The 24970-nt window shown below is 35.9% G+C and carries 30 protein-coding genes and 8 pseudogenes; 10 read left to right on the top strand and 28 right to left on the bottom strand.

Annotated elements, in window-relative coordinates:
* Positions 1 to 702 (top strand): annotated as a pseudogene (locus JCM21714_RS20175) (tRNA 2-selenouridine(34) synthase MnmH); the annotation flags it as partial.
* 296 nt (positions 703 to 998) lie between these two features.
* Here JCM21714_RS20175 and JCM21714_RS21610 read toward each other — a convergent pair.
* From JCM21714_RS21610 to JCM21714_RS11890, 16 genes and pseudogenes are all read right to left on the bottom strand, one after another.
* Positions 999 to 1394: a hypothetical protein gene (locus tag JCM21714_RS21610; protein ID WP_035724608.1), complete on the bottom strand. Its 396-nt coding sequence runs from the start codon at positions 1392 to 1394 to the stop codon at positions 999 to 1001.
* A gap of 26 nt (positions 1395 to 1420) precedes the next feature.
* Entirely contained in the window at positions 1421 to 1726 is a 306-nt protein-coding gene (locus JCM21714_RS21615) for a collagen-like protein (protein WP_052000566.1), read from the bottom strand.
* A 219-nt stretch (positions 1727 to 1945) separates the two neighbouring features.
* Entirely contained in the window at positions 1946 to 2560 is a 615-nt protein-coding gene (locus JCM21714_RS11835; protein WP_035724610.1) for a DUF4352 domain-containing protein, read from the bottom strand.
* Positions 2561 to 2575: 15 nt separating this feature from the next.
* Positions 2576 to 2902: a hypothetical protein gene (locus JCM21714_RS11840; RefSeq protein ID WP_035724612.1), complete on the bottom strand. Its 327-nt coding sequence runs from the start codon at positions 2900 to 2902 to the stop codon at positions 2576 to 2578.
* A gap of 19 nt (positions 2903 to 2921) precedes the next feature.
* Complete coding sequence (locus JCM21714_RS11845) at positions 2922 to 3359, bottom strand: DUF6438 domain-containing protein (protein WP_035724615.1); 438 nt, start codon at positions 3357 to 3359, stop codon at positions 2922 to 2924.
* A 268-nt stretch (positions 3360 to 3627) separates the two neighbouring features.
* Positions 3628 to 4581 carry a helix-turn-helix transcriptional regulator gene (locus JCM21714_RS11850; RefSeq protein WP_035724617.1) on the bottom strand — a complete coding sequence of 318 codons (954 nt, stop codon included), beginning with the start codon at positions 4579 to 4581 and terminating at the stop codon, positions 3628 to 3630.
* A gap of 286 nt (positions 4582 to 4867) precedes the next feature.
* A complete protein-coding gene (locus JCM21714_RS11855) occupies positions 4868 to 5545 on the bottom strand; it encodes a class I SAM-dependent DNA methyltransferase (protein ID WP_235182806.1) in 678 nt (225 codons plus the stop codon).
* A 47-nt stretch (positions 5546 to 5592) separates the two neighbouring features.
* Positions 5593 to 5943: a ribosome silencing factor gene (gene rsfS, locus JCM21714_RS11860; protein ID WP_035724619.1), complete on the bottom strand. Its 351-nt coding sequence runs from the start codon at positions 5941 to 5943 to the stop codon at positions 5593 to 5595.
* Entirely contained in the window at positions 5933 to 6505 is a 573-nt protein-coding gene (gene yqeK / locus JCM21714_RS11865; protein ID WP_035724621.1) for a bis(5'-nucleosyl)-tetraphosphatase (symmetrical) YqeK, read from the bottom strand. The genes rsfS and yqeK overlap by 11 nt, the downstream gene beginning before the upstream one ends.
* 41 nt (positions 6506 to 6546) lie before the next feature.
* Positions 6547 to 6741 carry a nicotinate-nicotinamide nucleotide adenylyltransferase gene (locus JCM21714_RS24195; RefSeq protein WP_369403570.1) on the bottom strand — a complete coding sequence of 65 codons (195 nt, stop codon included), beginning with the start codon at positions 6739 to 6741 and terminating at the stop codon, positions 6547 to 6549.
* A 14-nt stretch (positions 6742 to 6755) separates the two neighbouring features.
* Entirely contained in the window at positions 6756 to 7112 is a 357-nt protein-coding gene (locus JCM21714_RS24200) for a nicotinate-nicotinamide nucleotide adenylyltransferase (protein ID WP_369403571.1), read from the bottom strand.
* A 14-nt stretch (positions 7113 to 7126) separates the two neighbouring features.
* A complete protein-coding gene (yhbY, locus tag JCM21714_RS11875; RefSeq protein WP_035724622.1) occupies positions 7127 to 7420 on the bottom strand; it encodes a ribosome assembly RNA-binding protein YhbY in 294 nt (97 codons plus the stop codon).
* A gap of 1 nt (position 7421) precedes the next feature.
* Entirely contained in the window at positions 7422 to 8159 is a 738-nt protein-coding gene (gene aroE / locus JCM21714_RS11880) for a shikimate dehydrogenase (RefSeq protein WP_235182807.1), read from the bottom strand.
* On the bottom strand, positions 8098 to 8268 hold the full coding sequence (locus tag JCM21714_RS24770) for a hypothetical protein (RefSeq protein ID WP_235182808.1): 171 nt from the start codon (positions 8266 to 8268) through the stop codon (positions 8098 to 8100). Before JCM21714_RS24770 ends, aroE begins: the two co-directional genes overlap by 62 nt.
* Positions 8269 to 8283: 15 nt before the next feature.
* Positions 8284 to 9389, bottom strand: a pseudogene (yqeH, locus tag JCM21714_RS11885) (ribosome biogenesis GTPase YqeH).
* Positions 9389 to 9909, bottom strand: a pseudogene (locus JCM21714_RS11890) (YqeG family HAD IIIA-type phosphatase). Before JCM21714_RS11890 ends, yqeH begins: the two co-directional pseudogenes overlap by 1 nt.
* Before the next feature lie 376 nt (positions 9910 to 10285).
* Between JCM21714_RS11890 and JCM21714_RS11895 the strand changes: the two are divergent.
* Positions 10286 to 10429, top strand: coding sequence for a sporulation histidine kinase inhibitor Sda (locus tag JCM21714_RS11895; protein ID WP_035724624.1), 144 nt, complete (start codon positions 10286 to 10288; stop codon positions 10427 to 10429).
* Positions 10430 to 10634: 205 nt separating this feature from the next.
* On the opposite strand, the pseudogene JCM21714_RS11900 reads toward JCM21714_RS11895, so the two are convergent.
* Positions 10635 to 12096 (bottom strand): annotated as a pseudogene (locus tag JCM21714_RS11900) (aldehyde dehydrogenase family protein).
* Positions 12097 to 12429: 333 nt separating this feature from the next.
* On the opposite strand from JCM21714_RS11900, the pseudogene JCM21714_RS11905 reads away from it, so the two are divergent.
* The 7 genes and pseudogenes from JCM21714_RS11905 to sigK all read left to right on the top strand — a co-directional run bounded on the left by JCM21714_RS11905 (position 12430) and on the right by sigK (position 18683).
* Positions 12430 to 14765: pseudogene (locus JCM21714_RS11905) on the top strand (Na+/H+ antiporter subunit A).
* Positions 14766 to 15108: pseudogene (locus JCM21714_RS11910) on the top strand (Na(+)/H(+) antiporter subunit C). It abuts the pseudogene before it with no gap.
* A pseudogene (locus tag JCM21714_RS11915) lies at positions 15101 to 16587 on the top strand (Na+/H+ antiporter subunit D). Before JCM21714_RS11910 ends, JCM21714_RS11915 begins: the two co-directional pseudogenes overlap by 8 nt.
* 6 nt (positions 16588 to 16593) lie before the next feature.
* Positions 16594 to 17070, top strand: a complete 477-nt coding sequence (locus JCM21714_RS11920; protein ID WP_035724626.1) for a Na+/H+ antiporter subunit E — start codon at positions 16594 to 16596, stop codon at positions 17068 to 17070.
* Positions 17067 to 17354: a Na(+)/H(+) antiporter subunit F1 gene (locus JCM21714_RS11925; RefSeq protein ID WP_035724628.1), complete on the top strand. Its 288-nt coding sequence runs from the start codon at positions 17067 to 17069 to the stop codon at positions 17352 to 17354. The genes JCM21714_RS11920 and JCM21714_RS11925 overlap by 4 nt, the downstream gene beginning before the upstream one ends.
* On the top strand, positions 17338 to 17709 hold the full coding sequence (mnhG, locus tag JCM21714_RS11930; RefSeq protein ID WP_052000568.1) for a monovalent cation/H(+) antiporter subunit G: 372 nt from the start codon (positions 17338 to 17340) through the stop codon (positions 17707 to 17709). Before JCM21714_RS11925 ends, mnhG begins: the two co-directional genes overlap by 17 nt.
* A gap of 281 nt (positions 17710 to 17990) precedes the next feature.
* Positions 17991 to 18683, top strand: a complete 693-nt coding sequence (gene sigK / locus JCM21714_RS11935; RefSeq protein WP_035724690.1) for an RNA polymerase sporulation sigma factor SigK — start codon at positions 17991 to 17993, stop codon at positions 18681 to 18683.
* Positions 18684 to 18714: 31 nt separating this feature from the next.
* Here sigK and mtnN read toward each other — a convergent pair whose 3' ends face one another.
* Together mtnN and JCM21714_RS11945 are read right to left on the bottom strand one after the other, a co-directional pair.
* The gene (mtnN, locus tag JCM21714_RS11940; RefSeq protein ID WP_084040747.1) at positions 18715 to 19407 is read right to left on the bottom strand and encodes a 5'-methylthioadenosine/S-adenosylhomocysteine nucleosidase; all 693 of its coding nucleotides are present in this window, start codon (positions 19405 to 19407) and stop codon (positions 18715 to 18717) included.
* Between the two features lie 65 nt (positions 19408 to 19472).
* Positions 19473 to 20144 carry a YrrS family protein gene (locus JCM21714_RS11945; RefSeq protein WP_035724633.1) on the bottom strand — a complete coding sequence of 224 codons (672 nt, stop codon included), beginning with the start codon at positions 20142 to 20144 and terminating at the stop codon, positions 19473 to 19475.
* A 171-nt stretch (positions 20145 to 20315) separates the two neighbouring features.
* Between JCM21714_RS11945 and JCM21714_RS11950 the strand changes: the two genes are divergently transcribed.
* The gene (locus tag JCM21714_RS11950; RefSeq protein WP_035724635.1) at positions 20316 to 20540 is read left to right on the top strand and encodes a KTSC domain-containing protein; all 225 of its coding nucleotides are present in this window, start codon (positions 20316 to 20318) and stop codon (positions 20538 to 20540) included.
* Positions 20541 to 20578: 38 nt separating this feature from the next.
* On the opposite strand, the pseudogene greA reads toward JCM21714_RS11950, so the two are convergent.
* From greA to JCM21714_RS11985, 9 genes and pseudogenes are all read right to left on the bottom strand, one after another.
* Positions 20579 to 21054, bottom strand: a pseudogene (greA, locus tag JCM21714_RS11955) (transcription elongation factor GreA).
* Positions 21055 to 21243: 189 nt separating this feature from the next.
* Positions 21244 to 21882, bottom strand: coding sequence for a uridine kinase (gene udk, locus JCM21714_RS11960; RefSeq protein WP_035724637.1), 639 nt, complete (start codon positions 21880 to 21882; stop codon positions 21244 to 21246).
* 12 nt (positions 21883 to 21894) lie between these two features.
* On the bottom strand, positions 21895 to 22542 hold the full coding sequence (locus JCM21714_RS11965; protein WP_035724640.1) for an O-methyltransferase: 648 nt from the start codon (positions 22540 to 22542) through the stop codon (positions 21895 to 21897).
* A gap of 66 nt (positions 22543 to 22608) precedes the next feature.
* Positions 22609 to 23067, bottom strand: a complete 459-nt coding sequence (mltG, locus tag JCM21714_RS21625) for an endolytic transglycosylase MltG (protein ID WP_235182809.1) — start codon at positions 23065 to 23067, stop codon at positions 22609 to 22611.
* Positions 23043 to 23387: an endolytic transglycosylase MltG gene (locus tag JCM21714_RS21630; RefSeq protein WP_235182810.1), complete on the bottom strand. Its 345-nt coding sequence runs from the start codon at positions 23385 to 23387 to the stop codon at positions 23043 to 23045. The genes mltG and JCM21714_RS21630 overlap by 25 nt, the downstream gene beginning before the upstream one ends.
* Entirely contained in the window at positions 23356 to 23769 is a 414-nt protein-coding gene (locus JCM21714_RS21635) for a hypothetical protein (RefSeq protein WP_235182811.1), read from the bottom strand. Before JCM21714_RS21635 ends, JCM21714_RS21630 begins: the two co-directional genes overlap by 32 nt.
* A 153-nt stretch (positions 23770 to 23922) precedes the next feature.
* On the bottom strand, positions 23923 to 24210 hold the full coding sequence (locus tag JCM21714_RS11975; RefSeq protein ID WP_035724642.1) for a DUF1292 domain-containing protein: 288 nt from the start codon (positions 24208 to 24210) through the stop codon (positions 23923 to 23925).
* Positions 24211 to 24222: 12 nt separating this feature from the next.
* Positions 24223 to 24642, bottom strand: coding sequence for a Holliday junction resolvase RuvX (gene ruvX, locus JCM21714_RS11980; RefSeq protein WP_035724644.1), 420 nt, complete (start codon positions 24640 to 24642; stop codon positions 24223 to 24225).
* On the bottom strand, positions 24639 to 24896 hold the full coding sequence (locus tag JCM21714_RS11985; protein ID WP_035724695.1) for an IreB family regulatory phosphoprotein: 258 nt from the start codon (positions 24894 to 24896) through the stop codon (positions 24639 to 24641). The genes ruvX and JCM21714_RS11985 overlap by 4 nt, the downstream gene beginning before the upstream one ends.
* Between the last annotated feature and the right edge of the window lie 74 nt (positions 24897 to 24970).

A 24970-nucleotide genomic window follows, 5' to 3' on the forward strand; every position in this document is an offset into this window, starting at 1 on the left:
ATTGAAGCCAATCGCTTAAGCGGAGGAATACGAGCTTATCGTGAATGGACGGTCGATCTTCTGAATCATTTTGATTTGAAACCGAAATTACTTGTTTTAAATGGATATACCGGCAACGGAAAAACAATTTTATTGGAACGTCTTGCAGCAAAAGGATATCCGGTTATAGATTTAGAGAAAATAGCGGGTCATCGCGGCTCGATTTTTGGCCATATTGGGATGACCCTGCTAATCAACGATCGTTTGATTATAATTTACTCGAAAAACTACTTGATTTGGAGCACCAGCTACATACTAATTGAAGGTGAAAGTAAGCGGATCGGGAAGGTCATGATGCCGGACTGGCTGGATCAGATTAAAGAACAAAGCCAGCAAATATTTATTCATTTACCTATAGAGGAACGGATTAGAAATATTCTCGATGATTATCAGCCATGGTTAACACCTGATCAATTTATGGAAGCCTTTCAGTTAATTAGAAGAAGGTTGCCAACACCTGTTGCAAAAGAAATTGCTCAACATTTAGAGGAACAAGATTTTTCCCAGGCGGTTGAATTGTTACTAACTTACTATTATGATTCTCTTTATGACTATTCAACGAACTATCCAAAGAGTCAAACAACAGAAATCTATGCTAATGATATAAAAGAAGCGGAAGAACAAGTAGAAGAATTACTTTTGAAATTGCAACAAGTTCATTAGAAAGAACCGATACACTTAAATTGGAACTGGAGTTGCTTCGGGTTTAGTTGAAACATTTCCTTTTTAATCCTCTATATTCTTTTTTTAAAAACCACTGATTTCGTTTATGGAATCAGTGGTTTTTATATTTTTTATTATTATCTTCTCAAATGCTCTATACTTTATTCCGCTTTACAGTTGTATAATCGATTGGATCGATTTTAATACTTACACTTTTATTATGAATTTTCGTTAAATGTAAATTTTCATCTATTTATAGAACTTCAACATATAATAAGTTCTTCTATTTTTCATATCTATTGAATTCGTGTGATAACAAGATGTGCTGAAACTGGCCTTGTTCCTCCAGCGAGAGGAGTGATAGTTAGTGCTGTTGCATTCCCGGCAGGATTGCGCACAGTTAGTAAAGAGTTGATGACAGAAGTCTCTACTAGAGCCATACCTACAATTTGAGATGTACCTGTTGCACGCCCAACCACTGTGTAAGCTAAATCAGCCCCCCCGTTTAAAGTTAGTATTAGTTGTCCCGCTTCCGAAACACTTACTTGGAAAAGCACTTGATACACACCTATTTCAGTTAAGTTAAATGTAGTATCATTAACACGAAGAATATCAGTGAGACTTGTTGGGCCATCTTGAGGAAAACTTACGTCTGTACCCGGTGCTACTGTGGCAGCATTGTCTGGCGGCATTAAAGCAAAAAAGTCAGCAAATGCTATTAATCCTCCTGCTGGACCTGCTGGGCCTGTCGCTCCTGTTTCTCCCTGTGGTCCTGCTGGGCCTGTACCCCCCCTGTTTCTCCCTGTGGTCCGGCTGGGCCTGCTATTCCCTGTTCTCCCTGTGGTCCGGCTGGGCCGGCTACTCCCTGTTCTCCTTGTGGTCCGGCTGGGCCTGCTATTCCCTGTGGTCCCTGTGGTCCGGCTGGGCCTGTAGCTCCTCTTGGACCGGGAGGACATATGCAATTTTGTTTTTTTGGTTTTGGTACCGGATATATTGGACAACAACCACTATATTTTTTCACCATAAATAATCACCTCAATCAGTATTTACCTTATGGTATGTTGATGTTCTCCCTTATGCTTGGATGATAACCACAATATACATTTAGCTAAAGTTTCATATTTAAATTTTTAACATATATTTACATTCCATTTGTTAACTTAAATGAGTCAAGGAAGAACTTAGATCATGTTCCGTATCTAGAATTTCAAAAAGGCCGTCTCTTAAGACGACCTTTTTTCTTTTATTTAAGATTTATTTCGATTCTCTCCGTTCCCCCCCAAAATCCTGTTTGTGCTTGTAATATCGAGTCGGCAACATTAAAGTCAGCTCCCACTTCGAACACAACAGTACCCGTTTTTTCAAGTCCTGGATTGATTTGTGTTAAGAAAAAATCAGATTCTGGATTAGTATTCATCATAACATTACCATCTGTAGAAGGATCATATTCTGTTCCTTCTGCTCCAATCAGTTTAAAAAAGGAAGAATCTATTGTTATACTTTCCTTTTTATCATTCTTAATTGTCACATCGATCATGACAAATTGTCCACTCGTTGTCGCAGGTTCGATAAATTCATTGCCGGTACTGATTTCTGTGGTAGTTTCTACGTTATTAACTGTAAAGGCTACATCAGCAATCGTTGCAGTATCTCCAACTCCAGCAGTAGTCACTTCATCTTCAGTTTCATCGGTTTTTTCCGCTACATCATCTGATTCCTGGTTATCTCCTTCAGCTGCTTCTGTTGCTTTATTTTCTGTTACTTCTCCCGATTCACTCTTCTCGTCGTCGCCGAATATTACACTTACTACGATTAAACCAACAACAATAATACCTGCCCATTTAAAAAAACTTTTCATGTCGATTTCCTCCCTTTATTTTGCTCTTTGTTTTTCTTTTGGCTGAATTCTAAACGCTAAAATACCTGCTATTAATAAGAAAATAAATGCTATTGTAAAAAATAAACCATTTGCGTAGATGCCATATAATGCGATAATGATCAATCCTGCACCACTTGGCTTATTCCATTTCCATGACAAGAATCCAAGAAAAATAGCTAATGCTGATAACCAAAATACCGCAGCTCCATCATTCGACATTGTTGCATCACCAAACATTTCACCTCCAGCCGTGACCATAAACCCACTAACTAAACCAGATAAACCTCCTAAAACAGATAAAACTGCCACCCAAATTTTCATATTAATTTCCTCCTTGGTTTTATTCAGTAGCTTCGTTGTATGTCGAAGCACCGATAAATTTTTGTAACCCAATAACTTTTTCAATTCTTTTTTCAAATTGTTCTAATTCTTGAAATGATTGATTATCCTCGGAACCCTCTTCGGCAAAATCCCCCCCTAAATAGTGCTCCACTTCTTTTTCAACTCCATCTTGATAGCTCACCTTAATCGTGCAATATGGTAAATCTGTAGCAAATATCGTAGCAGCAGGATATGTGAAATGACGGAAATCAAATGATTGTAACAACTCTCCCAACTGTTGTAATTTTCTATTATCTAATTGAAACTCTACTTCTCCAGCACGATGCACAAACATGCCTCCAAACCACTTTGCGGTGCCATCTTTTTTCACTATTACTTCAAATTCAGGACAATCTCCATAACAAATGGACCTTGATAAAATAATTTTCTCGAACATCTATTAACCCCCCTTTTTTAACGGCCTTGTTTATGGCTATAGATAGTATTATAGAACCCCATGTGGAACTATTAATGTCAGTTAAGAAATTTTTTTGTGTTATTATAAAATCAAATAGAAAACGCAATATTCGTTTATAAAGCATAAGGACTTTCAGTTGGATTTAATATGAACCAAAGTACAATGTAGAGAATAGTTAAGTTTTTACATCTCTTTATGGAAATTTTTCATTCTAGATAAGTAAATAAAAAGCTAACTCATTTTCGAGTTAGCTTTTTGCTTCCGTATAAAGTTGCAACATTCGGTCAACTTCTAAATGTATTTCGTCTTTTAATCGAACTGGAGCGATAACTATTACTTTCGAACCCATACCTAATATCCACTTTTTTATTGATTGTTCTCCGTTTAAAGTCGCTTTAAAACGAATTGCATTATGTGGCAATTCTTCTATAACCTGATCATCACTATAAATCGATTCTTTTACCTGGTTCGAAAAAGGAGTTTCAATGATTAACTCGACTTCTTGTGGTTCACGAATAAATCCTAAATGTGGAAACTGTGCTCTAATATCAAAATCTTCTGGAAGATAATAGTTCTGATCCGTGTCCTTGATTTCATGGATACGAATTATTTTGAATGTACGCATTGCTTCTTTCTCTTCACAATAGCTGACACAGTAAATATTTTCATCGTATACAACAAAAGCATAAGGATGAATAGTCCTGATTGTGACTTCGTTTGTTGAAGCTGCTTCGTATGTAATCACGACTTTTTTTCGGTGGTTAAAAGCATGATACAATCTTTTGTAATGCGCTGATTCATTACCAACTTCAGAATTGATTAAATAATCATTGGCAAAATAAAAATGTTTGCTGCTTAACGATTGATCACGTTGGGCTGCTTTAATTTTTTCCAATGCATTACTTAAGGTACTTTCATGATCAGGCAGTTTCGATAAATAGGATTTAATAGCAATTTGGAGTTCTTGCACCTCTGACGGGTTGAAATTACGAATAGGTAAAATCGAACGGCGATCTAATGAATACCCTCCATTTGTGCCTCTTTCACTTTCAATATAGATCCCTGCCTTTTCTAGATCATCGCGATAAACCCTTATCATGCGAGGCTTTACTTCTAGTTCCTCTGCTAAGTCTTCTATTTTCATTCTAGGTCGTGCCATAAGAAGCTGTATCATTTGCAGACAATTGCTTAATTTACTCATGCAGTCTCTTCCCTTCCGTTTATATGGTAATAATTTAACCATGTTAATATGTTTAATAATCAAGCTTTCTTTATATAGCACTAGAGACTCATATGTTTCCTGCTTGTATCAATCCTATAGTCCTTTAACTAACACATAAATAATCCGCCTTCTATACTTAGTGTCTGCTATTCCGAGATAATATGCAGAGTTTCTAGTATTTATATGCATTCCAGCTTTTATTTCTGCTGAGTATGAAGACTTTCTATAAAAAAACAAGATAAACCTTTAAAAAGGTTTATCTCGATTATTTCTGGCAGGTAAAAAAGAAGCGTTCTGTACTTTTATTATCATTTAATTGCTTAATAGAGAAATCTCCATAGAGTTGAATATTTTTAAAGCCTACTTTTGAAAGTAATTCTTTATAAATTTCAACCGAAAAAGTCCGTTGGCTATGTTGCTCGTCAAAGCGGTCATATTTTCCAGATGATTCATCCAGCAGAAAAAAAGTTAAATCATGCACGACACTTCCTTCTTCTTCTCCTTGTTCGCATAACCAGACATAGGAGATATCTTCATAAATTTCGGCAAACGTTTCACCGATTAAGTCTTCCGTGAAATGCCTGAGACTATGGACGTCAAAAATGAATTGTCCTCCGTCTTTTAAACTATCCCAAACGTTTTTAAAAACTTTTTCAAGATCGCCCTCCGTCGTAATATAATTTATTACATCACAGAGGCTGACCACGACATCAAAATCAGCCATTCCTTCTAGTTCACGAATATCTTGCTGGATATACTGAACGCCTGATGTATGAGCCTGGGCAAATGCCAGCATATCTTCAGAAAAGTCTACACCTGTAACCGAAAATCCGGCACTTGCAAACCTGTCTGACAATCTTCCAGTGCCACAACCAAGGTCAAGCATATTCCCACTGCTGACGAAATGCTCGACAAATGCTTGCCACTCATTATATGGGGGCATCTTCCATCAATATATCATAAACATATGCTAGTTTTGAATAAGCCATTTTATAGTTTCACTTCTAGCTGAGGAGCGTCTCCCCCCCATAATTTCTCCAAATTATAATAATTGCGTTCCTCACGATGGAAAATATGGCAGACAATATCCCCCCCTAGGTCTACCAGTATCCACCTTGCCTGATCAAAACCTTCCATACGCTTCACATCGATATCCTGCTCGTTTGCTATATCTTTTACTCCACGTGCGATCGCCTGGACCTGACGTTCATTTGTTCCTTCACAGATTAGAAAGTAATCTGCAATTAAAGATACATTTTTCATATCCATAATCACAATATCCTCTGCACGTTTATCATCACACGCTTTTGCTACTAGATCTACTAATTCTTTATTTTGCATTCATGTTCCTCCCTAATTTCTCATTATATAATTGAAATGTATCTGGATAAATTGGTTGATTTTTGCTCATCAAATAGGTAATCGTATTACGTGCTGCTAGCCAACAAGCCTGATCGATATCGTCCTTAACGATTGCTCGTACTTCTTCAACTCCAGGAAAGTCACGTCCCGGCTCAATATAATCTGCAATAAATATGATCTGATCCAGTAAAGACATCTTTTGTTTTCCAGTAGTATGCCAGGTAATCGCACTTAGTATTTCAGAATCATCTATTCCGACTTCACGTGCGACCATCTTCGCACCAACCGGCGCATGCCATAGTTCCGGATGGTAGTCGAGCAAGTCTTGAGGCAGTTTTTCTTCTATGATCCATCGCTTCATTTCAGCTGGGTCACGATATTTCGCATAATCATGCAGAATGGCAGCCATCTCCACCTTTCTCTCATTCACTCCATAATGTTTTGCTAAGTCTAAAGCTGTTTCCATTACCCGAATGGTATGTTCAAATCTTGCTTTCGTTAATTGTTTTTCAACTATTTCTAAAGCTTTTGTTCTTTCCACTTTTTCACACTCCTGACTAAAAAGAAAACCATTATTACATATTATGAATATAACTTGTATTTATTAATAATATCGATCACGGCTGGAGGCGTCAAATAACGGATAGTTTTTCCTTCTTTTAGTCTCTCTCGGATCATGGTAGAAGAAATATCCATTAAAGGCATTTGGACCTCTTCGACCGGATAAGGTGATTTTAACGTATAGCCTGGTCGGTTAATTCCTACAAAAGTAATCAACTTCAGCAGTTCTTCTATATTGTACCATTTCGGTAAATATTCAACATATCCCCCCCACCAATAATAAAATAAAATTGATGATTTGGAAAGTCTTCTTTTATCATCTTCATCGTTTGCAGCGTATATGACTTTTCTTTACGTTCCACTTCCACTGTACTAATATGAAATGCAGGATTTCCTTCGATCGCCGCTTTGGTCATTTCCACGCGATCCTTTGCCGTGGTTTTGGCCTCCGCTTTATGTGTTGGCTGATAAGATAAAAGGAACCAAATCTCGTCTAATTCTAATTGGTTATATGCTTGTTCTGCCATCAGTAAGTGGGCGTAATGTGGTGGATCAAAGGTTCCACCTAATATTCCGATTCGTTTCATAACATCTACCTTCTTTATGGCAAGCTTATTTGTTTATTTTCTTCTGACTCTTTATACAAAACGATTGTGTTTCCAATAATTTGAACGATATAAGCAGCGGTACCTTGTGCAAGGGATTCTGCTACTTCATCTTTATCTTCCATACAATTTTGCAAAATGGAGATCTTAATTAACTCACGCTTTTCCAGTGCTTCTGCAACTTGTTTCACCATGTTGTCATTGACACCATCTTTACCGACTTGAAATATCGGCTTTAAAAGATTCGCTTTTGCCCGTAAAAAACGCTTTTGTTTGCCTGTTAACTTCAACTTATACACCTCTTAATTTGTTTTCTAATTTATCAACTAGATGAGTAACATCTAAGTTCTTGCCAGTCCACTTCTCAAAAGCTAATTGACCTTGATAAAGCAACATGGCATGACCATGATGGATGCTTGCCCCCCCACACTTACTGGCATCTGCTAACAATTTGGTCATAATCGGCTGATAGACAATGTCACTTACCACTGTCTGAGTACGCAGATTTGTTAATGAAATAATTTGTTTATCCACATTTGGTTTCATTCCCACTGAGGTTGTTTGTACTACCAAGTCATATTCCGCAAGCTTCAACTCGGCTTCAGGATAACTTAATACAGAGGTTTGTACATTTCCAAACCTTAATGGCAGAAGGTCTTCTGCTTTTTCCTTGGAACGATTCGCAATATCAATTCTTTTCACTTGCTGCTGTCCCAACGCCCGGTAAATACCGCGTGCTGCCCCCCCACCAGCACCTAGTAAGAGCACAGAAGTCTCACGATTCAAAAGAGCAGGATACCGATCTACTATTGAACGCACATATCCTTCCCCATCTGTACTGTAGCCTTTCCACTTACCATTTTGATTTACAACTGTATTAACAGCTCCAAGAATTTCTGCATCAGGATCCAGTTCGTCTAAATAATCAACAATCACTTGTTTGTATGGCACTGTCACATTAAAGCCATCAATTGCTTGTTCTTTTAACTGCTTTATTACACTTGGAAGAACTTGCTGATTCCCCCTCATATAAAATATATTCCCCGTCTAATCCAGCTAATTTCAAAAATTCAGAGTGAATCCATGGAGATAGGGAATGTTCAATTGGATGACCAATCAATCCAAATTTATATACCATGCTCGTTCTCCTTCCCTAAATTAATGCAGGCCGTAATGAAATATTGACCCCCCCTTTTGGCACATGAATCGAAATGGTAACACCACCATCTGGAACCGTGATCCAGCCTAAACCTGGTACAACGATATCTGTCTTCTCTCGTGGTATTTTGATCGTCTGTTTTACCAGTGAAGGTAGTTGTTCTAGCGTTTCTTGTGTCGGTGGCTGCAGTAATTCTCCAACATGTTTTTGATAGAATTCATCTGCCTGATCTAATTTTGTTCGATGAATCATCAGTCATTGGAAAGATAACAGACGAACGATTGTTTCATCCCTTTTTCAAAATCAAAACGAGCGAAACCACCGAAAAATAATGTCTGTTTATCTTGTAATTGATACACCTTTGGTTTAATTTCCTTCTTAGGTGTAATAACTTTCAAATCCTTATCAGAAACATAATGAACAAGTTGCCTGCGATTAACAACACCTGGTGTATCGTACATGTTAGATTTTCTATCCAAAGGAATTTGGATAAATCCTAATGTTGTTCCAGGGAAATAGGATGTCGTAATCGCATTTTTCACTCCACTTGAGCGATTGATCAATTGATTAATAAACGTTGACTTACCAACATTTGTACAGCCTACCACATACACATCTTTCCCGTTTCTTCTTTCCTCAATCTCTTTCTCGATGATATCAAATCCCAGACCTTTCTCAGCTGAAGCTAAAAAGACGTCCTGAACAGTCAAACCAAACTCACTTGCTGTTTTTTTCATCCAATGAATTAATTTGCTTTTATTTGTCGACTTTGGTAGTAAATCTACTTTATTTCCAATTAGAATTATGGGATTGTTACCAGTCAATCGTTGAAATCCAGAAATAAAACTGCCGTTAAAATCAAATATATCAACAATTTTTACAACTAAACTGTTTGTATCACTAATTTTATTAATCATCCGCAAGTAATCATCATCACTATATTCAACGTCCTGCACTTCATTATAATGCTTTAGTCGAAAACATCGTTGACATATAATATGTTCACTGTCAAGAGCACTTCTCGGCACAAAACCAGATTTCGTTTTTTCTTTTGTTTGTATCTCAGCTCCACAGCCTTCACAATACATTAGCTCTTCCATCATTTTTCCTCCCATGTGATCATACCTTTTCTTCGCATCCAATTTAAAATCCTTCGTTCTATCATGCGGTTAAATCTAGTGATTTTGCCATCAGTCTCTACGATTGGCACTACTAAAATCGTATGAAAACCAGCAAAATTACCACCGAGTACATCTGTCATCAACTGGTCCCCCCAATTACTACGATTTCTTCTTTTTTTAGATTCATTTGTTTCGCAGCACGAGTAAAAGCACGAATAAGCGGCTTCCTGGCGCTATATATAAACGATGCCTCTAATGGTTCAGAGAATATACTGACACGTTCTTTATCATTATTAGAAATGATCGTTACTTTTATATTGTGTTCTTTCATCTCTTTAAACCACTGAATAATTTCAGGTGTTGCGTCTTTTACGTCCCAGGCAACTAAGGTATTATCCAAATCGGTAATTATTCCTTTTATCCCCATATCACTTAGCCTGGCTGGTGTTATGTCCAGAACGCGCTGCACATGTTCATTTGGTAAAAATTTTTTCAGCAATTTGTTTCCACCTCAACTATTATTTCTGTTTATATATATATCTTTACTTATCATAAACAATTTTTTAAATTTGTTCAAAGAAATCTATTAGCAAAACATTATTATATCACATATTATGACAAATGTTCCTGATTAAACAGGTAATACAAACGATATTACTATAATCGTATGACATTTTTCGACATAAATATTTCTGTGTATAACGTTATACACATTATCCACACTTATACTATCGAGTCTCAGAGGCCTTTCTATATACTTATTCACAAGTTATATACAGATAGCTGTAGATAAGTTACCAGTTGTCGGTTTTTTCATTTCATGCTACATTTACTATAACACGTTGCAGACATCCTATCTATGGGAGGGACAAGCAGTGGAAAACTTATCAGATGATTTGCTAATCGAATCCTATAAAAAAGCCACAGAACTTAGACTTAGTTACGAATTTATACATTTAATGGAACAAGAGATGAAACGTCGCTCTTTGGTAGAATATCTCGCCTACCCCCCCAACTAACTCAAATGGATTCCCACTTAGTCGGTTAACAATCCGTCTAAGTGTTTTTTATTACTACAAAAATATTTTGAAGTATAGAATTCTGTGTATTTTTATCTCCAGTATTATATTGCTTTAAGCAAAAATAAAGACATCCCATAATAGTGACGTCTTTATTTTGCATATTTTTAATTGTATTTTATAACGTTATTCGCACTCTCCATTATTAAAAAGGAAAATCACGATATTCTTCCTGAACGGAAACCCACTTTGTTGTAGTGAATTCCTCCACTATCCAAGGATTACCAAACGTCCTATTCCACTTGCTTTGCTTCCGCCAAACGGAACCATTGGATTATCGTTAACGGTTTGATCATTAATGTGTGTCATACCACTGTTAATTTGTAGTGCTAATTGCTCACCATAACTTAGATCTTCTGTAAAAATAGCTGAGCTTAATCCAAATGGTGTATCATTTGCTAACTGTATGGCATGTTCATTTGAATCCGCCTTAATTATGGTTGCAATCGGTGAAAATAATTCGGTTTGTGCTAATTCACTTTGATTATCGACATCGATAAAGATCGTCGGAGTCAAAATATTGCCTTCTCTTTTTCCCTCTAAAGCAACTTTTGCATTGGACTTCTTTGCATTTTCAATAATGACCATAATTTTATCTACTTGCTTTTCATTAATTAGTGGGCCAATGATCGTATCAGAATTAGTAGGATCACCATATGGTAACTGTTTCACTTTCTCGACAAACTTTTCGATAAAAGCCTTATAACAAGCCTGATGGACAATAATACGATTAATTATCATACATATTTGTCCTTGATGAATAAACTTGCCAAAGACAGCTGCATCTACTGCTCGTTCAATGTTAGCATCCTCTAATACAACAAACGGATTGTTGCCACCTAACTCTAAAGCAACTCTTTTTAGCATACTTCCAGCAACTTCACCAATATGTTTACCTACTTTTGTAGAGCCTGTGAAACTTATTAATTGAGAATGCGGTGTTGTTAACATATCATCCCTATTTCCTCTAAGTCGGTTAAGATACAATTAAATATACCTTTAGGTAAACCTGCATCTTCAAAAGCTTTAGCTATAATCACTCCACCGGTCATTGCTGTTTGAATGTCTGGTTTATGTACCACACTATTCCCTAATGCAATTGCAGGTGCTATCGTTCGCATCGATAAGTTCATTGGGAAATTAAATGGTGAAATGGACGTAATTACACCTAGTGGCAGACGGAACACTTTATTCCTTTTCCCTTCAATAAGCGCATCAACTTCCTTAGACTCCCCTAATTGATCTGCCATATGAACCGCTTCTTCAACAAGATCTACCGTTAAGTCAATCTCTACGTTTGCTTTAATATAGCTTCCACCGGTTTCTCTTATAATAATTTCTATAATTTCTTCCCGATGGTCTTTTAAAAAACCTGATACTTTTCTTAATACTTCTTTTCTTTCGTCTGCAGTTGACATTGCCCATTGCTTTTGCGATTCTTTGGCAATACGGAAAGACTCAGCTAACTGGTCTGCAGTAGCTATCGAAATCTCCTGCAGTATAGTTTGATCATATGGATTTATGTTTTGATACGTTCGCTTACTTGCCCCCCCTTTCACCCATTCACCATTAATAAAGCTTTTATTATATGACTGAAAATCAACCATATTATCAACACCCCCCTTTTTGCATAGTTTTATACAAATAGTTCTAAAATATGCCGTTATCAAAAATAGAAATTTCTGCTAACTAACACCTAACTTTTGTGTCATGAGTAATGGCTGTAACTAATTAATTATGTCTTTCTATCGCAAGTTACAAAAGAATTTTAAACTTATTATTATAAATAGGATATTTCTCGTCAAAAATTAGAGAAGATTCCATATCGAATAAACTCCTCTCTTGTATTCTTTGTTATTTTTAGATTAGAATATAGTAGAAGCTGAATGAATTTAAAATAAATTATACAAATCAAACATAAGGGGGGGGATCATCATTAGATGTTATTTGCTGTATTTTTGCCAGTATTGCTGGCTATTTTTATTCCATACTTAAGTAAATGGAAAGAAAAAATACATACAGGCTATTTTGTCTTATTAGCACCATTAGCTGTTTTTATTTATTTCATTCCAAACGTTGGTAATGATTTCACACCTATTATTCAATCATACAGCTGGATACCATCTCTGAATATCGCATTAGATTTCTATTTAGATGGGTTAAGTTTATTATTTGTGTTATTGATAAGCGGGATTGGAACATTAGTAACACTCTATTCCATTTTTTATTTACATACTTCTGAAAGATTAGGCCAATTTTACGTCTATTTACTATTGTTTATGACCGCTATGTTTGGGGTCGTCCTTTCTGATAATGTCTTTGTACTTTATGGATTCTGGGAATTAACCTCCATTTCGTCATTCCTGTTAATTGGTTATTGGAATTTTAAAGAACGCTCAAGATACGGTGCATTAAAGTCGATGCTGATTACCGTGTTTGGTGGATTAAGTATGCTTGGCGGGTTTATCTTACTTACCAGTATTACTGAGACAACCAGTATACAGGAAATGATCTTACAAACTGATATAATTCTTTCCAGTGAATATTTCGGCTTGATTTTAGCGTTAATCCTGCTTGGTGCTTTTACGAAATCAGCTCAGTTCCCATTCCATATTTGGTTACCAGATGCAATGGAAGCACCAACACCTGTTAGTGCTTATCTGCACTCAGCTACCATGGTAAAAGCAGGTATTTTTCTTGTCGCAAGATTTACGCCTATTTTCTCAGGAAATGAATGGTTTTTTGTTATTGTCAGTGGAATAGGAATTATCACGTTGATTTGGGGGGGATCCTACATGGCTATAAGACAAACCGATTTAAAAGGGATCTTGGCATTTTCAACGATCAGTCAACTTGGCATGATTATGGCAATGTTAGGATTTGGAACAAAGCTTGCGATATTTGCGGCTGTTTTTCACATCTTAAACCATGCCACATTTAAAGGTAGTCTATTTATGATTGCAGGTATTGTGGATCATGAAACAGGCACACGTGATATTCGCAAGCTAGGTGGTTTAGTTACATTAATGCCGATTTCTGCAACGCTCGCATTTTTTGCAACATTTTCAATGGCGGGCTTGCCTCTTCCATTTTTAAATGGATTTTATAGTAAAGAAATGTTTTTTGATGCGAGCTTGGAGTTACAACATCATTCGATGTGGATTTCACAAGTATTAAGTCAAGCTATCCCATATTTAGCGGTATTCGGCAGTATCTTCACATTCGTTTATTCAATGTATCTTGTATTTGGAACCTTTATGGGAGAAAAGAAATTGGATCAACTACCGGTGAAGCCTCATGAAGCACCAATCGGACTCTTACTATCTCCTATTATCTTAGTGATTGGAGTAATCGTGATTGGGTTGTTTCCTAACATCGTTAATAGTAGCTTCCTCGCTCATACTGCAGAGGCTATATATGGGGAACCATTTGATAAAAAGATTCAATACTGGCACGGTTGGATCACACCACTGTACATGTCTTTGGTTGTAGTAGGTGGTGGAGCAGTCCTTGCATTATTTAGAAGAAATTGGTCCAGTATCTACAGTTTCTTGCCTGGAAAATTAAGCTTTAACAAAGTATACGATTTTTTAGTGGATCAATCAGAAAAGACTTCAGCAAAAATAACAAACTCTTATATGAATGGCTCAATCGGGCGCTATATGGCATTAATATTAGTAGCAATATTAGGCTGTACTTTTACGGTAATGATCATCACAGATGGATTTGCATGGGATACTACTAATCTTGCACCGATTACTATTCAGGAAGTTCTTATTGCTATAGCAATGGCAATAGCAGCCGTTAGTACCATCTTCACAAGAAATAAAATTGGAGCTATCTTAATTCTGGCGTCGTCGGGTATGGGCTTGCACTATTATTTGTTATCTACAGTGCACCTGACTTAGCTTTGACTCAACTTTCCGTAGAAACCATTACAGTAGCTTTATTCTTATTATGTTTTTATCATTTGCCAAATCTTCGTGAACGAACAGAGTCAGGCGTACAAAGAGCAATCAACCTGATTATTGCAGTTGCGTTTGGCACATTGATGACGATGGTTGCGATTTCCGCTCACAGTACTAAATTATTTGATAAGATTTCAGACTATTTCTTAGAAACATCTTATAAATTAGGTGGCGGACATAATGTTGTTAACGTCATCCTAGTTGACATGCGTGGACTTGATACCATATTTGAAATTGTAGTATTAGGTATTGCTGCTCTTGCTATCTATGGTCTTATCAAACTTCGCAACAAGAAGGAGGCAGAATAGATGGAAATAATCATGTCGATTCTTGCAGGTATATTGTTTACCACTGGCGTTTATAATCTCCTACAGAAACAAATGCTTCGAATTATTATTGGTACGGCGCTTATTTCACATGGTGCCCACCTATTTATATTAACAATGGGGGGAATTAAAACGAGGAGCTCCTCCCGTTTTAATTGACGGTACTGATACATATACAGATCCATTGCCGCAAGCTCTAATCTTGACTTCAATAGTTATAAGTTTCGGAGTAACCAGTTTATTATTAGTGCTGGCATATAGAGCTTCAAAAGAGAATGGAACAGATAATATGGATAAATTAAGGGGGGGTAGCGAAAATGATTAGTAATTTAGCAGTATTACCAATTCTCATACCATTAATTGCTGGTGTACTTGCAGTATTATTCCATAAAAGGTTAAAATTTGTGCGCATTTATGCACAAGTTGTAACTTTGATTAATACTGCGGTTGTAACATATATTTTATACTATGTTCATCAAAATGGGTCTGTCATATTAGAAGCAGGTGACTGGGTAGCTCCATTTGGTATTGTTTTAGTTGGAGATATGCTATCGATGTCACTGGTATTAACTACAAATATAGTAGCAATAGCTTGTGTTTTTTATGCGCCACAATCTTTAAGTCAAAAAAAAGAAGAATTTTATTTTTATACATTTTACTTTTTATTAATTACTGGAGTATCAGGAGCTTTTATTACCGGAGACTTATTCAACTTATTCGTGTTCTTTGAAGTCTTATTAATGGCATCATACGGATTGATTGTATTAGGTGGTGAGAAAGTACAGCTGCGTGAATCCTTGAAATACGTATTAATCAACTTATTTTCATCAATGCTCTTTGTTACAACGATTGCCTTTCTCTATTCTGTAGTCGGAACGGTTAATATGGCACAAATAGCTGAGCGGGTTCGTGAATCTGAGCAAACAGGAATACTTACCACCATTGGGATCTTATTGTTTTTTGTATTCGGTACAAAAGCAGCGTTATTCCCATTATATTATTGGCTGCCCAGACCATATATTACGCCTGATCCTGTTATATCTGCGTTATTCGGGGGCTTTATTAACGAAAGTAGGAATCTATTCCCTGCTAAGAGTCTTCTCTCTCATTTTCGTTCATGAGCCAAATGTGACACATGAATTCTTTATATGGATTGCAGCCTTAACGTTAATCTTCGGTGCAATTGGTGCTTTGTCTACTAATAATATAAAATTGGTTGTAGCTTATAATATCATTCCAGCTGTTGGATTTATGCTACTTGGAATTGGTGTCTATAATAGTACTGGTTTTAGTGGTGCCATTTACTACTTAATTAATGACATGATCATTAAAGCAGCTTTATTTCTATTAGTGGGGGGCTATCGCGTATCTTGTCGGGACTAGTGATCTTAGAAAAATGCGTGGGTTAATTCATCATTATCCATTACTCGGCTGGTTATTTTTCATTTCTGCTTTTGTTTTAGCAGGTATACCGCCATTTAGTGGATTTATTGGAAAATTAGTCTTACTCCAGGGTGCTATTGAAGCTGATTATATTGTAGTAGCGATTATCGGCCTGGCTTCAAGTCTATTGATTTTATTATCCGTAATCCGAATCTTTATCAGAGGATTCTGGGGAGAAAAAGACGAATCCATTATTCCTGATAAAAAAGCTGCAAGAGGATTTGCTTTCCCTGTTGCTTTTCTATTATTTTTCTCGGTACTACTAGGAGTTGGTGCAGAATGGTTCTATCCTAGCATTGAAGCAATAGGTGAATATTTAATGAATCCACAAGAATACATTGAATCTGTATTAAAGGAGTAAATCATTATGTCTCTTCAAATAATCATAAATTTAGTTGTCGCGATCATGTGGATGTTTTTAGCTGAGACTTATTCCGTTGTCTCATTTCTCAAAGGTTTTATTATTGGGGCATTGTTATTATTTCTGTTAAGAAGATTTATACCAGATGCATTTTATCTTAATCGTCTCTGGAAAATGATAAAGTTAATGTTTCTTTTTATTAAAGAACTCTTTCTTTCAAATATTGATATTGTGATGTGGGTATATAAACCACGTAAAGATTTTCAACCAGGTATCTTCGCTTTACCTATTGAACTAAAAAGTAATTGGGAGATTACCATGTTAACATCGCTTATTTCCCTTACACCCGGTACTTTATCTGTTGCTGTATCCGAAAATAATGAAGTCATTTATATCCATGCGATGAATATTGATGATACAGAAACAGCAATTGAATCCATCAAAATGAGCTTTGAGAAAGCGATCATGGAGGTGACAAGATGAACGGAATTATAGAAGTAGTTACAATTATTTGTATGGTAGTCATTACTATCTCAATTGCTCTGCTAGTCTTTCGAGTGGTTAATGGACCAACTAATCCTGATCGCGCAGTTGCATTGGATTTGATTGGCATTAACCTGATGGCTATGGTAGGTTTAGTTGCTATCATGCTTGCCACCTCGAAATTGAATGATGTAATCTTGTTAATTGGAATTTTGTTATTTATTGGAACGATTGCTTTAGCAAAATACATAGAAAAGGGTGTTATTATTGAGCGAAACGATTGATTTAGTTAGGGATATTATTATTATTTTGCTTCTGTTGTCTGGAACTTTTTTTATCCTTTCTGCCTCTATTGGTGTCATTCGTTTTCCGGATGTATACACTCGATTACATGCCGCTACAAAAGCATCCACACTGGGAATCTCAGGTATTATGATCGGTGCTTTTATCTTTTTATATGCCGAGAAAGGGATTATTAGTGGCAAGTTGATTTTGGGGATTATTTTCATCCTGCTTACTGCCCCCCCTCTTTCTGCGCATATGATTGGACGTGCAGCACATTCATCAGGTATTAAACCCTGGGCAGCCGATGGTAAAACAAGAGACGCTTACGCCGATTCAATTGAAAAGAATAAATAATAACGTTAAAGAGTTTATTACGAAAATAATTTGTGAAATATAAAAACCGAACGATAATACAAATTCTGCGATGAATTTGTTTCGTTTGGTTTTTTAGTTGCATTAATTTAGAAGTAAGACGCAGTAACTGATGTGCTCTCCCCCCCCTTTTTTGATTGTTATTAACCCATTATACAATCTTCAGAAATATTAGCTTGGCCGATGACACAATGGACACACGACTAACATATGATGAAATATGGGCAAATACCTAGTGTTTAGGAGGTGTCATTTTGTCAATCTTGGTCGGAATTCTTTCCATTATTAAAGAAGCTTTATTTTTTGTTGGTTACGTTAAAAATAATACATTCCCTCAACCCCCCCTGCCAGCCAAAGAAGAAGCAGTCATGATTAAAAGAATGCAAGAAGGGAATGAGGAGGCACGAAATAAACTAATTGAACACAATCTTCGACTTGTCGCACATATTGTTAAGAAATTTGAAAACACAGGTGAAGACGCAGAAGATCTCATTTCAATTGGTACTATCGGTCTTATAAAAGGCATAGAGAGCTTTTCAAGTGATAAAGGGACAAAACTAGCCACCTATGCTGCAAGATGTATTGAAAACGAAATATTAATGCATTTACGCGCGATGAAAAAAACAAAAAAAGATGTCTCCCTGCAGGATCCAATCGGACAGGACAAAGAAGGGAATGAGATTAGTTTAATTGATATTTTGGAAGCTGAAAACGAGGATATAACAGAAGTTATTCAATTGCATATGGAATTAAGAAAGATTGAAAAATACTTAAAAATTCTTGATAAACGCGAAAAGGAGGTAATTATAGCTCGATTCGGATTAGGAAATACAGATGAATTGACCCAACGTGAAATAGCAACGAAATTGAAAATTTCTCGTAGTTATGTCTCACGAATTGAGAAAAGAGCATTAATGAAGGTATTTCATGAATATTATCGAAATGAATTAAAATAGCTGTCGAAATTATCGACAGCTATTTTATCTTTTATTGCGAATTTTTAACTACACTAACAATTAAGTTAGCAGCGTTTTCTGCTGCTTTCGCTAAGAAAGCTTCAAATGATACGGATGAATCCTTTCCGGCAATATCAGATAGTGCGCGAATAATAACAAATGGTCGATCATATTGATAACAAACTTGAGCAATCGCTGCAGCTTCCATCTCAGCAGCAATCATATCTGGAAACATATTACGAACAAAAGTGACTTTCGTTTCCTCTTGCATAAAGGTATCTCCTGTACTAATAAGACCCTTCATCGCAGCGATACCATCTAATTCTTTTGCGGCAAGCATCGCTTTTTCAATTAAAATTGGATCTGCTTGAAAAGTTGGTGGCAAACCAGGAATTTGTCCATATTTATAATCAAATGCAGTTACATCGACATCATGATGTACTACTTCTGTAGAGATAACTAAATCCCCTACTTCTAAATCAGGATGAAAACCTCCAGCAGATCCTGTATTAATTACATAATCTGGCTGATATCTTTCAAAAAGAATGGTTGTTGCTATTGCAGCATTTACTTTACCAATACCTGATTTTAAAACAACAACTTCCTGTCCTGCTAATTTCCCTACAAAAAAATCACCATTTGCAATTCTTGATGTTTCACTTATTTCCATTTTTTTCTTTAATAATTCTACTTCTTCATCCATTGCACCAATAATACCAATCACTTGTTAATCCTCCTGTTCTAACACGTTCTTATCATCAGCCGTATTATCTCTATCTATATTTATTTTCAATTAGTTCTTCCACTAATGTAGGTTGCCAACTTATTCTCAACCCAAACAAGAGTCACTCTATAGGACTTATCAGGAGTTTCTGTTGCAGAAACCGTCGCTTCTACAGTCTGGTTTCCTCCGTTACCAAACCACCATGTAATTTGATCTTCTGTAGGAATGCCAGTTACTACTTCTACAGCCTGCATCATTTCTTGCCAATCTTGACTATTCTTATCGAATTTAGTAACATGTGATCCTTGCTGCTCCGTACCAATCGGAAGCCAATCACCTTTATAAGCTTTACTTACGTTATTATCTTCTGATTCTACTTCAAATTTTTCTATATTTTCGTTTGATTGGGATTCTTGCTCTTCGTTTTTTTCTTCTGATTCCTCTGTTAACTCAAGCTCATCAGGCTCATCAGGCTGGCTGGAGTTATCTTCTGTTGCAGCATCTTCATTTTCTTCTATTTCTACTTTATTATCTTGTCCAAAGTCTTCAGTCTCATTTTTTTCCTGATCATCCATTACTGCAGGTGTCTCTTGATCCTTCCCACCAAAAATAATCAATGCGATAATAACAATTACCAGGATCCCACCAATGATACTAAACCATGTAATTGCTTTGGTATTTGATCTTTTTTTCTCAAATCTGTCTCTTCTTGAAACATTGCCAAATTGACCTGCCATTATCCACCCTCCCATTCGTCATTATACTAAAAAATATAATTTTTCACTACAAACAGTCGTGATTTTAGGAAAATTAATCGAATTTGTTCTTTTTTTGTCATTGATGCAGGAGTTTGTACATATATATGGAATATAATATCTAATAGAAAGAAAATGTAAGGAGCGTGTAATATGTTGAGAACGACTACGTTTGATCGTAAATTATGGCAACTGACTACTTTTGAATCCATTAGCTATGATAAGGAAAAAAAGATCTTATTTATTCACTTTCTCGATAACACAACGCTGGAATTCAATGAAGTTTCAGAAGCCCTCATCTTTCAGTTCATTTTGGATAAGAACAAAGATTTTTTTATTAAAAACACGTTAAGACCTTTCTTAATTCAACATAATTAGCAAAATGGATGTCTACTATCAAGACATCCATTTTGTATTTATTGTACATTAATAATCTTTACATTCATATCTCCAGCAGGTGTTGGCACGATTACTTCTTCTCCAATCGAATGCCCCAATAAGCTTTTTGCAATTGGAGAATCATTCGAGATTTTCCCTTCGAATGGATCTGCTTCAGCACTACCAACGATCGTATAGCTTTCTTCGTCACCGTCCGGTAATTCAGAAAATGTAACCGTTCTTCCTAATGACACTATATCTGACTAACGTCATCATCTTGTATAATAACAGCGTTACGAATCATATTCTCAACTTGTAAGATTCTTGATTCTACAAAAGCCTGTTCATCTTTCGCTGCATCATACTCAGAGTTTTCTGAAAGATCACCAAAATCTCTGGCAATTTTAATTCTTTCAACAATTTCTTGTCTTCTTTCGGTTTTTAAATATTCTAACTCGTCTTGTAATTTCTTTAAACCTTCTTCGGTCATATAAAATTCTTTTTCTTCTGGCATATGTCTACACTCCTTCTAATGCTAATAACAGAATATAAAATGTCATTTTCATTTTATGATGAACAATGATAAATAGCACTGTTTATTAACTTTTATTTCTATGTAAATGCATTACTTAAATACTAAACCCTACTATCTCAGATTTTTACCTATTTTTCAATAGTTTTCTTTTTGTTAATCTAACGAAATTCAATTAGTCTTTTCTCCTTCTAAAACTTTTTCGATTTTTGTGGCTAATAAGTCGATCGCTACCACATTTTGGCCACCTTCCGGAATAATTACATCTGCATACCGTTTGGAGGGCTCGATAAATTGCAAATGAGCTGGTCGAACCGTTTGAATATATTGATTAATAACAGAATCAATGGAACGTCCACGCTCATTAATATCTCTTAATAAACGACGAATAATTCGTAAATCTGCGTCTGTATCCACAAAAACTTTAATATCCATAAGTTCCATTAATTGAGGCTCATCAAGAATTAAAATACCTTCAATAATAATTACATCCCTTGGTTCCATAGGAATTACTTGTTCAGACCTAGTATGCATCGTATAATCATAAACTGGTTTGTCAACGATCTTATCTTCCAGTAATTGTTTAATATGATGGACTAACAAATCATTGTCAAAAGCAAGTGGATGATCATAATTTGTTTGTAATCTTTCTTCCATTGGTATATCTGACTGATCCTTATAATAATAATCTTGTTCAATGACAAGAACGGATTGATTAACGAAGCGATTTTGAATTGCCTTTGTTACAGATGTTTTTCCCGAACCTGATCCACCCGCAACACCTATTATAACAGGTTTTTTCTTTCTCATCTTAGTACACCTCTACTTTGTCTTTTTCACACTTAGCGCTACTCCATCACCAACTGGTAAAATGGTTGTGTGATATTCAGGATGCTGCAAAAGCCATTGATTATATTGATCAATTTTTTCGGCTAATTTTTGTAATCTTTTTGAAGCATCACTGGGATTAGCAACCATCCCGCGGAATAGTACATTATCTGTTACTATACAACCATCATCCGTTAAGGACTGCTGATATGTGTCAAAAAAATGACGATATTGTCCTTTGGCTGCATCGATAAAAATAAAATCAAAGGGGCCTTTTTCAGTTATACGATCTGCTGCTTCTAAAGCATCCCCCCCTAAAATGACATCAATATGGTTTTGCTTGTTTAAGGAAGTAATATTGTATATTGCTCTTTCAACCATCTCAGGATTACGTTCAACAGTAGTAATTTGTGTATCTGGTTTTGCTTCTAACATCCTTAAAGCAGAATACCCGATCGCTGTTCCAATTTCAAGTATTTTGGCCGGTTGATGTATTCGAATAAGTTGTTGTAATAATCCTATTCCATGTTCATCCATAATTGGCACATGATGTTCTTCTGCTTCTCTACGCAATTGAATGATCCACTCAGATTGGCTAGGTCTTATATTATCAAGATATTGCAAAATGGCCTCGTTGATCATAGTATTCAATCCTTTCTAAACAGGGCAAAAGCAGGGATACTTCTCCCCCCCTGCTTTACTATTCCGCTATTGGTTATGGATATATTTATTTTCTAAATTCTGATGTTCTTCATAGGTACGAGAATAATGAACTTTACCTTCTGAATCGGCTAGAAAATATAAGTAACTTGAATCGGCTGGTGCTAATACAGCATTTAAAGAGCTTTCCCCCCCAAAGTTAGAAATCGGACCAACTGGTAATCCTTGCACCTGATACGTATTGTATGGTGAATCAATTTCATAATGGTCATATGTCAATCTTGGGATATGTTCGCCATGTGCATAAATAACGGTTGGATCTGTTTGCAGCATCATCTCCTGATCCATTCGATTATAAAACACCCCTGCGATTAATTTTCGGTCTTCCTCAGTAGGTGCTTCTTCTTCGACTAAAGAGGCAAATGTCATGATTTCATGAATCGAGAACTCTAATGCTTCTATTTGATCATAGTAGACTGTAATTACATCATTCGTTTTATCGAGCATTTTTGTAACTGCCTGATCAACAGTTGGTTTTTTTTGATAGACTCATAGGTTGCCGGGAATAAATATCCTTCTAATGGATATATTATATCTTCATGTAATATATCTTCTGTTAATATATTAGGATAAAGACTGATTAACTCTTTTATATAGGCTTTATCTTGCATTTTTTCTATAAAATCAGCTTTAGCGATGCCTGCATGTTCTTCATATAAGCTGGCAATTTCCTCTATATTACGTCCTTCCGGGATCGTTACCCTTAATTGTGGATCTTGTTGTATAGAGCCTGTCTCAAGCTCTGCTGTAATTTCCGCTAAGGTCATCGATGGTGATAACGAATACTCCCCCTGCCTGAAAGTCTGTGGCATTGTTAAATTTTACATAAAAACGATAAAGTAAACTGTTATTTATTACGCCATTATCTTTAAGAATATGGGCAATATCGGTACTGCTTGAACCTAGTGGTATCGTTACTTCAACTATTTCTTCGTTATTCGGATCAACTGGTGATATTCCTTTTTTTACGTACTTATATCCGCTGTAACCACCGAAGATAATAAGCAGTGTTAATAAGACTAGAACAATTATAATAATTTTCCGAGCAATACTTGTATCCTTTGCTCTCTCTTGTGAAATTTCTTTATATGTAAGTTTTTTTTTGTTAGTCTGATTATTTTTCTGTTCGTTATTTTTATCATTACTCATAAGGACCCCCCTCTCACCCGGTATATTATACTATAAAAAATAAAAAAGGGAAACATACTATGTGTTCCAATTACAAGTATAAATCAGCAATGGTTGTAAATATATGATAAATAATAAGACAAACCGGGCAATTTCTGCCCGGTTTGCCCTATACTATTCTGATAGATCTTCTTCTTCTGCTACTGTATTTAATACTTCTTCCACCATATCCCATTCTTCATCTGATTCTATTTGGAATAAAGCCAAGTCGTCATCATTTTCTTTTTCTTCGTAACGAAATGCGAAAACTTCAACTTCTTCATCCTCTTGTTGTTCAGCAGGAACTACTGCTACATAGGATTGTTCCGTATCATCCACATCAAATGTAAAGAGTACTTCAAATAAATGCTCTTCACCGTTTTCGTCAGGAATAACAATTCGTTCTTTTTCTTCTAGTGCCATTATATTACCTCCTTAGGATTGACTATCTAAATAGCCTTGTAATATCATCACAGCTGCCATTTTATCGATCACTTTCTTGCGCTTTGCTCGACTCATATCCGCCTCTAATAAAACTTTTTCAGCAGCCATTGTCGTAAGTCGCTCATCCCACATGACGACATCAACAGAGAAGGTATCCACTAAAAATTTAGCAAAGTCCTGAGAAGCTTCCCCTCTAAAACCGATTGAACCATTCATATTCTTTGGTAAGCCTATAACAACTTTTTCTATAGTATATTCATCTATTAATTGTTTAAACGTATCTTCGACAGATTTATATTCCGGTTCCTTCCAATGAATCGTAGTTAAGCCCTGTGCTGTCCAGCCAAAGTCATCACTTATTGCAACACCAATTGTTTTCGATCCTACATCTAATCCTAATACTTTTGTCATTTCTTATGATTGGCGCTGATGTAATATTTCACTAGCTCTTCAATAATTTCATCACGCTCAATTCTCCTCATTAAATTACGTGCATCCTTATGCCTTGGAATATATGCAGGGTCCCCAGATAATAAATAGCCTACAATTTGATTTATGGGATGATACCCTTTTTCCTCTAGTGCTTTATACACTAAGAGCAATACTTCTTCGACATTTTGTTCTATGGGCTCTTCTGAAAAATCAAATTTCATTGTCTTGTCCATTCCGTCCACGGAAGCACCCCCCAAAATTATATTACAAGTTGTAACGATAGAGTGTGTATCGTTCTATTATAACG

This window comes from Gracilibacillus boraciitolerans JCM 21714 (assembly GCF_000521485.1).
Classification (GTDB): domain Bacteria; phylum Bacillota; class Bacilli; order Bacillales; family Amphibacillaceae; genus Gracilibacillus; species Gracilibacillus boraciitolerans.